The following is a 14,363-nucleotide window of genomic DNA, read 5'->3' on the forward strand; positions in this document are numbered from 1 at the left end:
AAAGCCATATCCCATAAACAGGATATGACTTCATTGTTATGCTACGCACGAATGCCTTGTAATAAATCGGCAAGTGTAGTTAGGATTTCTTCATTTTGCTCCTTTGTTCCAACAGTAATACGTAAAGAAGTTGGGAATCCGAGAGCTTGACCAGATCGAACGATATAGCCCTTTTTCAAAAGTGCATTGAACAGCTCATCTGCATCTCTTTTAAAATCAATCAGCACAAAGTTTGTTTGAGATGGATAGATAAACAATCCAAAACGGTCTGCAAATTTTTGATATTGTTTAAGACCTGCTTCATTTTTTTGTCTGCACGATTGAATGAAGTCTTGATCTTTAATGGCTGCACGTGCAGCTGCCTGAGCGATACGACTTGTATTAAAAGGCTCTCTCGCAGGTTCAATGGCAGTAATCAACTCCTCTGAGGCAACCCCATAACCTACTCGAAGTGCCGCAAGTCCATATGCTTTAGAGAACGTGCGCAGTACAATGACATTTTGATAGGCTTTTAATAGAGATAAACTGTTCGGAAAGTCTTCAGCGCGAACATATTCAAAATATGCTTCATCTAGAACGACAAGCACGTGAGCAGGCACTTGATCTAAAAACGATACGAGCTCAGACTCTGACAAATGATTTCCTGTCGGATTGTTCGGGTTACACACCCAAACGACTTTTGTGTTGTCATCCATCGCATCCAGCATTCCCTTTAGATCATGAGCTCCACCATTTAGAAGTGGTACTTCTCTAATCTCTGCATGCTCAATCACTGCATTGTGACGGTATTGCGGGAATGACGGGGATGGGATCACCGTATTTGTATGTTGATCAAGGAATGCCCTAGCAATAATTTGCACAAGTTCATCTGAGCCATTCCCGAATATTAATTGTTTTTCATTTACTTGAAGAAACTCAGCCAGTTCCGTTCTTAAACTTGCGCTGTATCCGTCTGGATAAATCGCTAAATGTTCAAGTTCAGCTTGTATGGCCTCTCTTGCATGTGTGGAACATCCAAAAGGGTTTTCATTTGAAGCCAATTTCACAATTTTGTCTAATTGATATTCTTTTTTGACCTCTTCAATTGGTTTCCCAGGTTGATACGGTTTTAGCTGTTTTAATTGATCTTTGATTTGCAAAATGTTTCACCTCATTTGAATGAATAGAGGGGACTAAATGTTTTTGCATATGTTTCAAATTCTCTTAAAGCCTCTTGGCGTGTATCACTTGCTACTAATTGTTCTTGAAGCTCTTCAATTTTTTTGACAAGCGCACTGCCGACAACGACACCATCACTCATTTTATTCATTGAGTCTACTTGTTCTCTTGTTGAAATACCAAAACCTACAGCAACTGGTATTTGACTCAACTGTTTCACTTGTTGAATAAAATCTGTAATCGATGCGTCGAAAGATTGTCTGACACCTGTGACGCCGAGAGATGAAACACAATACACAAAACCTTCTGCCTGCTCTACAATTTTTTCTAATCGTTCCTTGCTTGTTGGTGCAACGAGTGATATATATGAAATGTCGTGTGCTTGACAGTTCTTCTGCAGCTCGCTACTCTCTTCAAAAGGCAAGTCGGGTGTTAAGAGCCCCGAAATATGATTTTTGTGCAGTAAAGCGAAAAAGTATTCTGTGTCTAATTGTAACACAGGATTATAATACGTAAATAGAATTACAGGAATTTTTACGCCGTTTTTTTTCATCTTTCCTGCTAATTCTATCGCTTTTACGATATTCATACCATGATGAAGTGCTCTTTTAGAAGCTCTTTGAATGACGGGGCCGTCCGCTAACGGATCGGAATACGGAACACCTAGTTCAATCGCATGTGCCCCTGCTGCTTGAAGCGCGAGGGCTAAATCAATGGTGATCTCTTCTGATGGATCACCCGCTGTAATAAATGGAATAAATAATTTCTGACCTTGCTCTAATTGAAATGTGATCATTTTGTTTCACCCTCACTTTCAAGCACATTCATTAATGTATGCACGTCCTTATCTCCTCTGCCTGACAAGCAGACAAGAACAATGTCGTCTTCACTCATGTTCTGGCTCATTTCAAACGCTTTTGCTAAAGCATGTGCAGATTCGATTGCTGGCAGGATTCCTTCTTTTTCTGTGAGCAGCTTTAACGCATCTAGTGCTTCTTGATCTGTCGCACTCACATATTGAACCCGGCCGCTCGCATGCAAGTACGCATGCTCTGGCCCGATCCCCGGATAGTCTAATCCAGCTGAAATCGAATAAGGCTCAATAATTTGACCAAATTCGTCTTGAATCAAGTATGTCAAAGATCCATGTATGACACCTTTTGTCCCTTTCGTGATGGTCGCTGCATGAAGCGGAGTGTCGATTCCTTTCCCAGCAGCTTCTACACCAATGATATCGACCTCTTCATCTAAGAACGCCCGGTACATTCCTATCGCATTGCTCCCGCCGCCAACACAGGCAACGACTTTATGAGGAAGCTGCCCTTCCTTTTCAAGTATCTGCGCTTTTGCCTCATCTCCGATCATCCGCTGAAATTCACTGACGATTTGAGGATACGGATGAGGTCCAACGACTGAGCCGATCATATAAAAGTGGTCACTGCAATGCTGGACCCAATAGCGGATGGCTTCATTGGTTGCATCCTTTAATGTTCCGTTCCCGCTTGTGACAGGTATGACTTCAGCGCCGAGCAGTTTCATTCGGAACACATTGAGTGATTGTCTTTCCACATCTTCTTTTCCCATAAATACAGTGCAGGATAAACCGAATTTTGCGGCCACCGTTGCAGCAGCTACACCGTGCTGACCTGCTCCTGTTTCGGCGATGATATTTGATTTTCCCATTTTTTTCGCTAGGAGTGCCTGCCCAAGCGCATTGTTAATTTTATGAGCGCCTGTATGGTTTAAATCTTCTCTTTTTAAATAGATTTTAGCACCGCCGAGATATGCCGATAATTGATCAGCGTATGTGAGTGCAGTTGGTCTGCCTGAATAGTTTTTCAAAAGCGATATATATTCCTTTTGAAAAGCAGGGTCTTCTTTTAATTCACGAAAAGCTTGTTCGATCTCTTCTAGTGGCTGCATGAGCGTTTCAGGAACGAATTTCCCTCCAAATTCTCCATATCTGCCAATCTCATTTGGATATGCGTACATGGTTCAACATCCTTTCTTCGAGCACTTTCATCTTTGTACTGCTTTTCTTCCCGTTTTCTTCTATACCGCTTGAAAGGTCTATGGCGTCTGGACCAAAAGCAAGCAGATCTATTATGGTGTCTGGCGTGATCCCGCCAGCAATGGCGCAAGTTTTCCCCAGTTGTTTTGCATGCTGAACATATGAAGGCACCGCCTCCCATGCAAAAGCTGTTCCAGAACCGCCTCTCATGCCTTTTACTTTCGCATCAATGAGAAAGCCGTCGACACTTGGAGCAAATGCCGTCATATGTTCAAGTGTGTCGTTTACATCGGGCTCGTGATGGAACACTTTCCAAACGAGCGCCTTCGTTTGTTGTTTGATGTCGCTTGCATCTTCTGGCGTCTCATCGCCATGAAGCTGCACAATATCTAAGGGGAGGTTGTTTGTGATCTCGCACACTTTTGGTGTTTTTTCATTCACAAATACCCCCACTATCTCTTTTTTGCATTTTACTTTTGACAGCCAGTGTTTCACTTGATCTGGATCAACTCGTCTTTTACTCGGCGCAAAAATAAAACCGATGGCATCCGCTTGAGATTGCGAGATGCATGCGACATCCTCTTGTGAGACAGCCCCGCAATATTTTAAGTAAGGCTTACTTTTCTTCATTCTCCGAACAATGCCTGAACGGCTTTCTCCTGTGATTGTTCCCTCATTAAAGATTCACCAACAAGAACGGCATTTGCTCCGTGCTGTTTCACAAAGGTCAGATCATCAAATGTCTTTATCCCGCTTTCACTTACTAGTAATACGTCTTTTGGAACAAGTGGCGCGATCTCTTTTGTTTGTTCAACAGTTGTTGTAAACGTATTGAGATTCCGGTTGTTCACACCGATAATCTCAGGAGTGAATAGGTGTAAGATCTTTTCTAGTGTATGTGCTGCATGTACTTCAACGAGGACATCCAGTCCTTTTTCTTTCGCTTCTGTATAGAGCTCATACAGCTTTTGCGGCTCAAGCACCTCTCCAATTAATAAAATGGCATCTGCCCCTATCCGTTTCGATTCTTCTACTTGTATAGAGTCAATAATGAAATCTTTTCTTAAAATAGGACGTGTGATGTGTTCTTTAATAAGAGACAAATATTCGTTTTTCCCTTGGAAAAACGGTTCATCCGTTAAGACAGATAAACAATCTGCATTTGATGCTTCGTATGCTTTTGCTGTCTGTAAAGGATCAAAATGAGGCTGAATGATGCCTTTGGAAGGAGACGCTTTTTTCACCTCAGCAATCAGTCCGATCGAGCGGTGAGGATTCATAAGGGCTTCTTTAAATGATTGTCTTTCATAATGTCCTTCCTCAGGTAATTGCAAGGTTTGCACATGTTCTTTTTTACGGGCGATAATTTGATTAAGCATAGATCTCTTCCTCCTTCGTTTTTTGTTTTAGACGGGCTAATTGTTCTTTAGCTGATCCGTTTTTGATCGTTTCTAATGCTTTCATTGTGCCTGCCATCAGACTCTCTGCTTTTCCTGCCACATATAATGCGGCCCCAGCATTAAGAGCTGTAATATGAAGCGGTGCTCCACCCGCTTGATAATTCAATATATTCTGAATCAATTTGGCGCTTTCTTCTGGTGATTGGACCTGAATGTCTGATAAATTCCCTTTTTCAAGTCCGAAGTCTTCTGGGTTTAACGTATATTCTGTCATGACACCTTTTTTGAGTTCAATGATGTATGAATTTGCTGTAATGGTTAATTCATCCAGCCCATCATCTCCGCAAACAAACAGGACATGTTCTGGCTCTAAAGGAGCAAGAGCTTTCGCCATGAGCTTTGCCTTTTCCTTTGCATACACACCGATGATTTGCTTTTTGGCCTGCATCGGGTGGCAAAGCGGTCCTAATAAGTTAAATACCGTCCGAAATCCGAGCTGCTTGCGTACGGCGGCTACTTGTTTCATAGAAGAATGATAGAGCGGTGCAAATAAAAAGCCCATGTTTTTCTGCTGTATTTGCCGTCTTGTTTCTTCAGGTGTGGATTGAATTTGAATACCAAGACATTCTAGCACGTCAGCACTCCCGCTTTTAGAGGAGACGGAACGATTTCCGTGCTTGGCGATTTTCGCCCCAGCAGCCGAAGCAACGATGGCAGCGGCTGTTGATATATTAAATGTTGATAAACCGTCGCCTCCTGTCCCGCACGTATCAACGACATCAAGTGACCTTTCTACTGGTGCTGCATGCTGCCTCATGGCTTTCACGAAGCCTGTCATTTCTTCGGCGGTTTCTCCTCGATGCGCTAAAATAGATAGACTAGCAGCGACTTCAGCATCTGTTAACGAGCCGCTCATCATATCATGCATCAGGTCATTCGCTTCTTTTTCTGATAGTTTTCCTCCATTAACAAGAGCTGATAGTCGTTGATTCATTTGGCACACTCTCCCTTTCTGAGAAAATATGTTCAGCAAGCTGAATGGCTTTTAGAAGTGCTCCTGCCTTATTACATGTCTCTTCCCATTCGTTTTCTGGAACGGAATCAGCGACAATGCCGGCACCTGCTTGTATAGAAGCAGTCTGATGTTTGACGCTCATTGTACGAATAGTAATACAGGAATCGATATTGCCGTCGAAACCAATATAGGCAATACAGCCGCCATACGTCTCTCTTGGCTCAGGCTCCATTTCGTTTAATAATTGCATCGCCCTAATTTTTGGGGCGCCTGTCAATGTGCCTGCTGGGAAAGCGGACATAAGTGCGTCTACTGGATGTGTATCCTGCTTCAGCTTCCCTGTCACAATAGAAATAATGTGCATGACGTGCGAAAAATTCACGACTTTTGTAAAAGTTGGGACAGACACACTGCCGTATTCTGCCACACGTCCCACATCATTTCGAGCCAGATCCACCAGCATGTAATGTTCTGCTTTTTCTTTTTCATCATCGATCAACTCTCTTGCTAGTGCATCATCTTCTTCTTTTGTGATTCCTCGTTTTCTTGTACCAGCAATTGGATGGATTTCTAAGTGTCCGTTTTTCGCATGGATTAATCGTTCTGGCGAGCTTCCGACTAAGTCTCGATCTTTTAATTTCATAAAATACATATACGGTGATGGATTGACGATCCGAAGCACACGATATAATTCAAATGAGCTCACTGTCACTGGAATGTCAAAACGCTGAGAAAGTACACCCTGGAAGATATCACCCGCTCGAATATACTCCTTGATTTTTTCGACATCCTTTAAAAATTTTGCTTTTTCATAGGTAGACGTCACCTGTTCAAACGAAGGGGGTTCATTCATATTCCCTGAGATTATCAGTTCTTTCATATCAATTTTTGTATGAAGCTGCTGTATCATCAGTTCAAGCTGCTTTTGATTTTCTCGATAAACCAGAATTTTTTCTTCCTCTGTTTCATGACCGTTCAGCTGCGTGTACTGAATAAAATGAACTTGGTTTGTTTCGTGATCAAATGCGATCATTGTTTGGCAAACAAATAATGTGCAATTATCTGTTGTTGATGCATTCGGATGCGGCTTGACAGACGGTTCAATGTTTGGAATGAGGTCGTAACTTAAGTACCCTACGGCTCCGCCAGTAAATGGGATATCAATTTCAGGTGTCTTGATTTGATATTGCTCTTTCATCCAGTCAAGCAACTCTTTCAGCTCCGCTTTTTGCATCACTGACTTTCCCGCAGCGTCACGAGCAATATAATGGTCTTGCTCGTCATGTAATGTTAAAAAAGGATGTAATCCGATAAAGGAATATCTCGACCAGCTAGAAGATTCGTCTTTGCTTTCTAGCAAATACACAATATCCTGTTTCAGTTTCTCAACAATTTGAATAGGTGAGAGCGTATCAACTGTAATGGTTTCAACAATCGGGATGGTTTTGTAAAACTGACTGTCTCTTAAAAATTGGGTAAGGTTTGATTGGGATTTCATAAGCACACTCCTTAAATGGAATTAAGGAGAATGAGGGGACATCTTGAGGATTTGTTTGAGTATACGAAATAAGCCTAAAAGAGGCTTCGCTCTTTTAGGCAGTATGATTAAATAGAAGTATCGTATCTCTGCTCAACTCTACTCATCTCAACTACCCTAGTCTCATTCTCATCTTCTCTAAGCTTGCAATGCCGTTCACACCTGTGTGTAAACTTCGGCTGTTCATATCGTATTATAATTCCTTGTTTTTTGTCAACTGTAAATCAGGCCGAAGCGTGACAGCCTCTTCCAAGTATACGTGCTGGATGTCTTCCTGCTTGACATCTGTCTGAACGGTCATTAAAACGCGAATACACTTCTTTAGACCTCCATCAATGTCAAGCTCTTGCATACAAGTAACAGGCACATAGGTCCATCCTTCAAACTGCCTGAGTGCTTTTGCTGGAAAAACAGAGTGAATATCTTGTGTAGCTGAAATCAAGATCTGCACGACACGCTCTGGATCTACTTGATTTTTTGAAATGATCGCTTCTAGCAGCTGCTTCGTTTTGGTTAACACTTCTGTTTCTGTATCTTCTGTCACAGTTGTAGCCCCGCGTATCCCGCGAAACATCATAGACAGCCCTCCTCCCGTTTCCATTCTTCGAGCCAGTGATACAGCTCATCTTTTGTGAAAGATTGCAGGGTGACGTCTCCAACTTGTTTTAGCAAAACAAACTGAACACTCCCGCCTCTTGCCTTCTTATCACCAATCATGCGATCGACAAATGTTTTGGTTGAAATCGTTTGTGTGACTTGTACTGGGAACCCTAGTTCTTTCATCCACACTTTAAGTTTCTCGCGATCTAGGCTGAGTCCTTGCTCTTTTTCACTGACATATAAAGCAAACTGCATGCCAATTGCAATGGCATCTCCATGCGTGATCGCACCGTATCCATACTCCGCTTCAATGGCATGCCCTAGTGTATGACCTAAATTCAAATATGCCCGCACACCTTGTTCTTTTTCATCTTCTTGAACAATGGATGCTTTCACTTGAATCCCTTGATAAAGCATATGTGCCAGTTCATCCTTTGATAATTCTGTCAACGAACGAATGGACATCAGTTCTGATAAAAAGACTTCACTTGAAATCAGTGCATGTTTTATCACTTCTGCAAAGCCTGATCTCAGCTCTATTGGTGAGAGTGTCTCTAGCATACTTGTATCATAGATGACAGCAGCCGGTTGATGAAACGCACCAATTAAATTTTTGCCGAGCGGATGATTGATTCCGGTTTTTCCGCCGACTGCACTATCATGTGCAAGCAGCGTGGTCGGCACTTGAATAAAATCAATGCCTCTCATATAAGTGGCAGCAGCAAAGCCAGCCAAGTCTCCAATCACCCCGCCGCCTAATGCAATGATGCATGAGGAGCGGTCGAGTTGAAATTGGATGGCTTTCGTATGAATCTGCTCAAACTGCGCAAAAGATTTTGATTGTTCTCCGTTTGGCACCACTACTTTTTGTACAGACCATTTCTGTTTAAGTAATTGAACCATTTCATCTCCATAAAGGGCATCGACGGCTGAATCTGTCACGATAAAGAGCTTCGTGTAGGATCGCCCAGTGGAAGTAATCAAGTCTACGATATTTTGTCTAATCCCATCACCGATATATACAGGATAAGTGGCTGAAGACGTCTTCACTTCCAGTGTTTTCATTAAAACTCCCTCTGAAGCTGGCGCATTTTGTCCACATTTTCTTTAATGCGGTCAATTTGATCAAGACCAAACTGCTCAACCACTGCATTGGCGATTTCCCATGCAACGACTGCTTCTGCTACAACACTTGCGGCTGGAACAGCACAGCTGTCAGAACGCTCAATACTTGCAGAGAAAGGTTCTTTTGTTTCAATATCCACGCTTTGCAATGGTTTGTATAAGGTTGGGATTGGTTTCATAACCCCTCTTACGACGATTGGCATGCCAGTTGACATTCCGCCTTCAAGACCACCTAAGCGATTTGTTTTTCTCGTATAGCCTTTTTCTTCATCCCAGATGATTTCATCATGAACTTCACTACCATTTTTAGAAGCCGCCTCAAAGCCAATACCGAATTCAACTCCTTTAAAAGCGTTGATACTAAGTACTGCACCCGCAAGCTTGCTATCCAGTTTGCGGTCATAGTGCACATAGCTGCCGACTCCAACTGGCATTCCTTCAACGATGACTTCGACAATACCACCAATTGAATCGCCGTTTTTCTTCGCTTCGTCAATGGCATCCATCATTTTTTGACCAGCTTCACTGTCATAGCAGCGAACAGGTGATTCTTCTGTTACTTTTTGCAAATCTTCAATAGATTCATAAGCGGTATGGGAAGCTTTTACTCCACCAATTTCAAGGACGTGACCAGCCACTTTGATTCCAAGGTGAGCCAAAATTTGTTTCGCTACTGCGCCTGCTGCTACACGAACCGTTGTCTCGCGTGCTGATGAGCGCTCTAATACGTTTCTCATATCACGGTGACCATATTTAATCGCACCATTTAAATCCGCATGCCCTGGTCTTGGACGAGAGATTTGACGCTTCATTTCACTCTCTTCTTCTTCAGTAATCGGCTCTGCACCCATGACCTTTGTCCAGTGCTTCCAATCATTATTTTCAACAACAAGTGCAATAGGAGAACCTAATGTTTTCCCGTGGCGGACACCACTTAACACTTTTGCTTGGTCTTTTTCAATCTGCATTCTTCTTCCGCGGCCATGACCTTTTTGTCTTCTAGCCAGTTCATAATTGATGTCATCCTGCTCTATGTAAAGTCCCGCTGGAACTCCTTCAATAATTGTGGTCAGTTGTGGACCATGTGATTCACCTGCTGTTAAGTACCTCATGACTTATTCTCCCTTCATCGCATTAACGCTTTTAAGTAAAACTATAATAACACACTTCCTACTAAAAAGTCAGCTACTACCCCTTCTTTTGATAAAAGAAAGTATCAGCAGAGGTTAGTCCAAACTTTTCTGGGTGAAAAATTTGTTCTGTAGAACCAACAAATAATACGCCGTTTTGCTTTAAACTGCTGCTCATTTTTAAGTAAATTTCTTCTTTCGCCTCTTCTGTAAAGTAGATGAGGACATTTCGGCACACGATGAGATCCAGCTGTTTTTCATATGGATCTGCTAAAAGGTTGTGTTTCTTAAATTGAATGTGCTTTCGAATCTCATCCTTCACCGTGTAAAATGAAGAATCTTCTTTGGTGAAATATTTTTGCTTGATTTGATCTGGCACCTCTTGCAAAGATCGTTCATGATATCTTCCTTTTTGCGCAGATTGCAGGACTTTATCATCTATATCCGTTGCAATAATTTGGAAGTCCTTCACAAGCGGATGGCTTGATAGCAACATTGAGAGTGTATATGGCTCTTCTCCAGTAGAGCAAGCTGCACTCCATATTTTTAGGGTGCCGCTGTTTTTTGAAAGCAGCGGCAGGATTTTTTGATCAAGTACTTCCCAGCGCTGATAATTTCGGTAAAATTCTGACACATTGATCGTCATTCGATCCATCGTTTCATCTAATAGCGCTTTGTCCTTTTCAAGAGCAGACGCAAATGCCTCAAAATCTTTATATCCTTTTTTATCATAAAGAGATGTTAATCTTCGTTTCATTTGTGCTTCTTTATATAAATTCAGATCTACCCCAGTTAGTTTTTTCCATTTCCCAACAAATACTTGATACTGATCCATCAATGTCCTCTCCTGTCTCATCTATCTTTGTCCTAGTATAGCTGTTTTTATCATAAATTTGTATCATCTCATGCGAAAAATCGTATAGAAATCTCAATATAAAAAAGCCAAAGTGATCATTTGATGAACACTTTGGCTTGAACATTAATAAATCCAGCTTGAGATCGTTTGTTCCCAGTTTGTCAGTTCTTCTTGTTTGAAGAAAAGGTTGATTTCTCTTTCGGCACTTTCTGGTGAGTCTGAGCCATGGATAATGTTTTTGCCAACAGTTAATCCATAGTCGCCTCTTATTGTTCCTGGAAGCGCTTCCTTCGGATTTGTCTTTCCAATTATCTGCCTTGTTACGTCTACGACTTGTTCACCTTGCCATACCATCGCAAATACAGGTCCTGACGTAATAAAGTCAACCAATTCACCGAAAAATGGTTTTTCTTTATGCTCTCCGTAATGTGTTTCTGCTACTTCTTTTGGAATGCTCATGAGCTTTGCTCCAACAAGCTGAAGCCCCTTTTTTTCGAATCTTGACACAATTTCACCGATTAATTGTCTTTCCACACCATCAGGCTTGACCATAAGAAATGTTTTGTCCATATACGTTTTCCACCCCGTCGTTATGTATGTATAGGCTTACATTGTTACAAAGTGATCGTATCATTTTTTTTTATAATAATCAATTTTTGACAAAAAATTTCACAAAAAAACCAATCAACGAAACGTTGATCAGAATTTTCTTTTACCAATATATTTTGCAATCGACGCTAATGAAGATTTAGCCCGCCCACGCGGAAGATGATCGAGCTGTTCAAATGCTTTTTTCAAATACATTTCACTCACTCGAATAGAACGGTCGATCGCATCTGTTTGTTTGAGATGTTCAATCACAGGTTTCAGCTGCTTTTCCGTCGTTTCACTATTGATCAGCTTCAACTGACCTTCTAACGTCGGGTTCTGAAGCGCATATAAAACAGGAAGAGTGACATTTCCTTGTAAAAGGTCCCCGCCAACAGGTTTGCCTAATTCTTCTTCAGTTGATGTAAAATCAAGGACATCATCAATGATCTGGTACGACATACCAACATAGTACCCAAACCAGTAAAGGGCTTTATGTGTTTTTTCATCTGTTCCAGCTGCAATCGCACCTAATTGGCAGCTGCCTGCAATAAGCAAGGCTGTTTTTCGTTTAATTCTTCTTAAATATGTACGAAGGTTTTGGTCCATGTTGTATTTATCTTTGACTTGTTCTATTTCCCCAAGACAGAGCTCGACGACCATTTTTGACAAAATTTCATGTGCCATTGGGTGATTGATTTTCGTCATGTACTCGAGTGACCTTGCAAATAAGTAATCCCCCGTGTACATCGCAATTCTGTTGTCCCATTTTGCTTTAATCGTCGGTTTTCCTCGTCTTAGTTCTGCATCATCAATGACATCGTCATGGACAAGTGATGCCATATGAATTAATTCAAGCGCTACGGCTACATATTTAATTTTATTAATATCATAGTCACCAAACATGCCTGAAAGGAGAACAAAAACGGGGCGGATTCGTTTTCCGCCCGCTTGCAGCAAATGAAGACCGGCTTCACTTAATAATGCATAATCAGAGCGAACGGTTTGTTCAAGCTCTTTTTCAATTATATCGATATCATGATTTAGAAAAGAAATCATTGCTTTTAGTTTCATTATTTTCACCCAAATATCGTTTATTCAAAGCTTCTTTCCGATATGTGTTGCTGCTACACCGCCTGTAAATGGATGATACGAGACATCAGACAGACCGGCCTCTTCAAAAAGAGACGCCAGTTCTTTCATGCCAGGGAACGTTTTGGCTGATTCTTGAAGCCATGAATACTCCTGATAGCTTTTGGCAAACAGCTTGCCAAAGAGCGGCATGATGTATTTGAAATAGACATAATACCCTTGTTTAAACCCAATCATCTCAGGCTGTGATGTTTCAAGGCAGACAACCATTCCACCGGGTTTTACCACTCGTGTCATTTCCTTTAGCACTGTTAAGTAATCAGGGACATTTCGAAGGCCAAAACCGATTGTGACATAATCAAATGAGTTGTCCTCAAAAGGAAGCTCCATTGCATTGCCGTGGAGCAGCTCAATTTGATTGTAGCCGCCTGTTTTCACCTTCGTTTCGCCAACACTCAGCATATTTTTACTGAAGTCAAGGCCTTTGACCTCGCCTGTTTCTCCAACAGCGTCTGCAAGCGCAATCGTCCAATCGGCAGTTCCGCAGCATACATCTAGTGCTTTGGCTCCTTTTTGAACATTCATGAGCTTCATTGTTTTATCGCGCCATTTTTTATGCTGTTTAAAGCTAATAACAGAGTTCATTTGGTCATAGTTTTTATAAATTTTTTCAAATACACCGTGTACTCGCTGTTCTTTTGATTGCTGCATGACTTACCCTTCTTCCACTTTCTGATGGTACGCAGGTTCATTTTTCATATGATCCAAGCGATTTAATAGCTCTTTTTGAACGATCGGAGATGAAACTAGATGCTCCTTGATTGATCGTTTGGCCTTTTCATAGCCTTCACTTTCAAAGTTGTCAAAACATGTATAGGCGTCCGTATAGCTATCGTTCAAAAAAAGTTTTAAATGTTTGTCGTCTTCTGCTTGTTTCATAAAACGTTTATAAACAAGGAAGCGACTTGCAATTTCATTCCAATGCGTCAATTGAAAGTGCTCAGAAATTCTTTGGAATAGCGCAGATTCTACTGTAGCAACACTTTTATAAAAGTGGGCTGCATCTTGAATGGATCGATCATATAGTCTAATTTTATGTTCATTAATCTCTTTGATCGCCGTGGCGAGAGTACGGATCATGTAAATATCTTTCATGTCAGAGAGAAGAGAGTAATAGAGACCGCTGAAATAGTCTCCTGCTAGGATGGTCAACTGACGATTTTTGAACTCGTCTTGTTTGATGGCTGCAGCAGTTGTGACTTCGTCATGGGTATCAAGGGCAATTTGCACAAGCATCGCCGTTAAAATATAATTTTCTTTTTTCTCAGCATCGATTTGAGCTTCATCAAACATTGCATGAAAAAGAAGGAGCTTATCTTCATCGATGAGCGGCGCACGCAAATGCTTCGCCAAATAAGGATGAGAAAGCTTTTTGTTTAATTTTATATTCAGATTAGATAAAATTCCGTAGATGTCTTGCAAAGATATCACCCTTGTCCCAAAAATTACAGTTTCATATGTAGCTCTCTACATTGTATAGAGATTTATTATACCATATCAGGCCTGACTTTCATGCTATCAAGTGCATAGTCGTGCGTTATTTCTTTGCTTCGCTTTGAATTTCACCGAAGCTTGTTTGAATGACAGCATCGCCCCGCACTTTGATGGCTGATGTGTGCTCAGTAAATTGTGCGATAATGACTTCACCTTTATCGAGCTTTTCGGAATGGTGAAATCTTGTATCGGAACCTCTAGTTAAGCCGATCACATTGACACCATTATCAATGGCTTTAATCACCACAAAATCAGATGCTTTATTTTCACTCAATCTGTTCACCTTCCATCTATGGA

At 41.4% G+C, this 14,363-nt stretch carries 16 protein-coding genes; all 16 read right to left on the minus strand.

The window, feature by feature from the left end:
• Window positions 1-41: 41 nt before the first annotated feature.
• The gene (gene hisC, locus NSQ64_RS12040) at window positions 42-1,139 is read right to left on the minus strand and encodes a histidinol-phosphate transaminase (protein ID WP_341016708.1); all 1,098 of its coding nucleotides are present in this window, start codon (window positions 1,137-1,139) and stop codon (window positions 42-44) included.
• Between the two features lie 11 nt (window positions 1,140-1,150).
• Window positions 1,151-1,954, minus strand: a complete 804-nt coding sequence (gene trpA / locus NSQ64_RS12045; RefSeq protein WP_341016710.1) for a tryptophan synthase subunit alpha — start codon at window positions 1,952-1,954, stop codon at window positions 1,151-1,153.
• A complete protein-coding gene (trpB, locus tag NSQ64_RS12050; protein ID WP_007500937.1) occupies window positions 1,951-3,150 on the minus strand; it encodes a tryptophan synthase subunit beta in 1,200 nt (399 codons plus the stop codon). The genes trpA and trpB overlap by 4 nt, the downstream gene beginning before the upstream one ends.
• Window positions 3,131-3,799 carry a phosphoribosylanthranilate isomerase gene (locus NSQ64_RS12055; RefSeq protein WP_178930296.1) on the minus strand — a complete coding sequence of 223 codons (669 nt, stop codon included), beginning with the start codon at window positions 3,797-3,799 and terminating at the stop codon, window positions 3,131-3,133. The genes trpB and NSQ64_RS12055 overlap by 20 nt, the downstream gene beginning before the upstream one ends.
• Complete coding sequence (gene trpC / locus NSQ64_RS12060) at window positions 3,796-4,548, minus strand: indole-3-glycerol phosphate synthase TrpC (protein ID WP_024718509.1); 753 nt, start codon at window positions 4,546-4,548, stop codon at window positions 3,796-3,798. Before trpC ends, NSQ64_RS12055 begins: the two co-directional genes overlap by 4 nt.
• On the minus strand, window positions 4,541-5,563 hold the full coding sequence (gene trpD, locus NSQ64_RS12065; RefSeq protein ID WP_178930297.1) for an anthranilate phosphoribosyltransferase: 1,023 nt from the start codon (window positions 5,561-5,563) through the stop codon (window positions 4,541-4,543). Before trpD ends, trpC begins: the two co-directional genes overlap by 8 nt.
• A complete protein-coding gene (gene trpE / locus NSQ64_RS12070) occupies window positions 5,535-7,082 on the minus strand; it encodes an anthranilate synthase component I (protein ID WP_341016715.1) in 1,548 nt (515 codons plus the stop codon). The genes trpD and trpE overlap by 29 nt, the downstream gene beginning before the upstream one ends.
• 232 nt (window positions 7,083-7,314) lie before the next feature.
• Complete coding sequence (aroH, locus tag NSQ64_RS12075; protein WP_008344549.1) at window positions 7,315-7,698, minus strand: chorismate mutase; 384 nt, start codon at window positions 7,696-7,698, stop codon at window positions 7,315-7,317.
• A complete protein-coding gene (gene aroB / locus NSQ64_RS12080; RefSeq protein WP_007500945.1) occupies window positions 7,695-8,786 on the minus strand; it encodes a 3-dehydroquinate synthase in 1,092 nt (363 codons plus the stop codon). The genes aroH and aroB overlap by 4 nt, the downstream gene beginning before the upstream one ends.
• Window positions 8,786-9,958, minus strand: coding sequence for a chorismate synthase (gene aroC, locus NSQ64_RS12085; protein ID WP_007500947.1), 1,173 nt, complete (start codon window positions 9,956-9,958; stop codon window positions 8,786-8,788). The genes aroB and aroC overlap by 1 nt, the downstream gene beginning before the upstream one ends.
• Window positions 9,959-10,034: 76 nt before the next feature.
• Window positions 10,035-10,811 carry a CheR family methyltransferase gene (locus NSQ64_RS12090; protein WP_008344547.1) on the minus strand — a complete coding sequence of 259 codons (777 nt, stop codon included), beginning with the start codon at window positions 10,809-10,811 and terminating at the stop codon, window positions 10,035-10,037.
• Between the two features lie 144 nt (window positions 10,812-10,955).
• A complete protein-coding gene (gene ndk, locus NSQ64_RS12095) occupies window positions 10,956-11,402 on the minus strand; it encodes a nucleoside-diphosphate kinase (RefSeq protein ID WP_268382827.1) in 447 nt (148 codons plus the stop codon).
• 129 nt (window positions 11,403-11,531) lie between these two features.
• Window positions 11,532-12,494 (minus strand): heptaprenyl diphosphate synthase component II, encoded by a 963-nt coding sequence (hepT, locus tag NSQ64_RS12100; protein ID WP_268382829.1) that lies wholly within the window; start codon window positions 12,492-12,494, stop codon window positions 11,532-11,534.
• 24 nt (window positions 12,495-12,518) lie between these two features.
• Window positions 12,519-13,223 carry a demethylmenaquinone methyltransferase gene (locus tag NSQ64_RS12105; RefSeq protein ID WP_007500957.1) on the minus strand — a complete coding sequence of 235 codons (705 nt, stop codon included), beginning with the start codon at window positions 13,221-13,223 and terminating at the stop codon, window positions 12,519-12,521.
• Window positions 13,224-13,226: 3 nt separating this feature from the next.
• Window positions 13,227-13,994 carry a heptaprenyl diphosphate synthase component 1 gene (locus NSQ64_RS12110; protein WP_024718505.1) on the minus strand — a complete coding sequence of 256 codons (768 nt, stop codon included), beginning with the start codon at window positions 13,992-13,994 and terminating at the stop codon, window positions 13,227-13,229.
• 115 nt (window positions 13,995-14,109) lie between these two features.
• Window positions 14,110-14,340: a trp RNA-binding attenuation protein MtrB gene (gene mtrB / locus NSQ64_RS12115; protein ID WP_008344541.1), complete on the minus strand. Its 231-nt coding sequence runs from the start codon at window positions 14,338-14,340 to the stop codon at window positions 14,110-14,112.
• Between the last annotated feature and the right edge of the window lie 23 nt (window positions 14,341-14,363).

The sequence above is a fragment of the Bacillus sp. FSL W8-0183 genome (assembly GCF_038006825.1).
GTDB lineage: Bacteria > Bacillota > Bacilli > Bacillales > Bacillaceae > Bacillus > Bacillus altitudinis.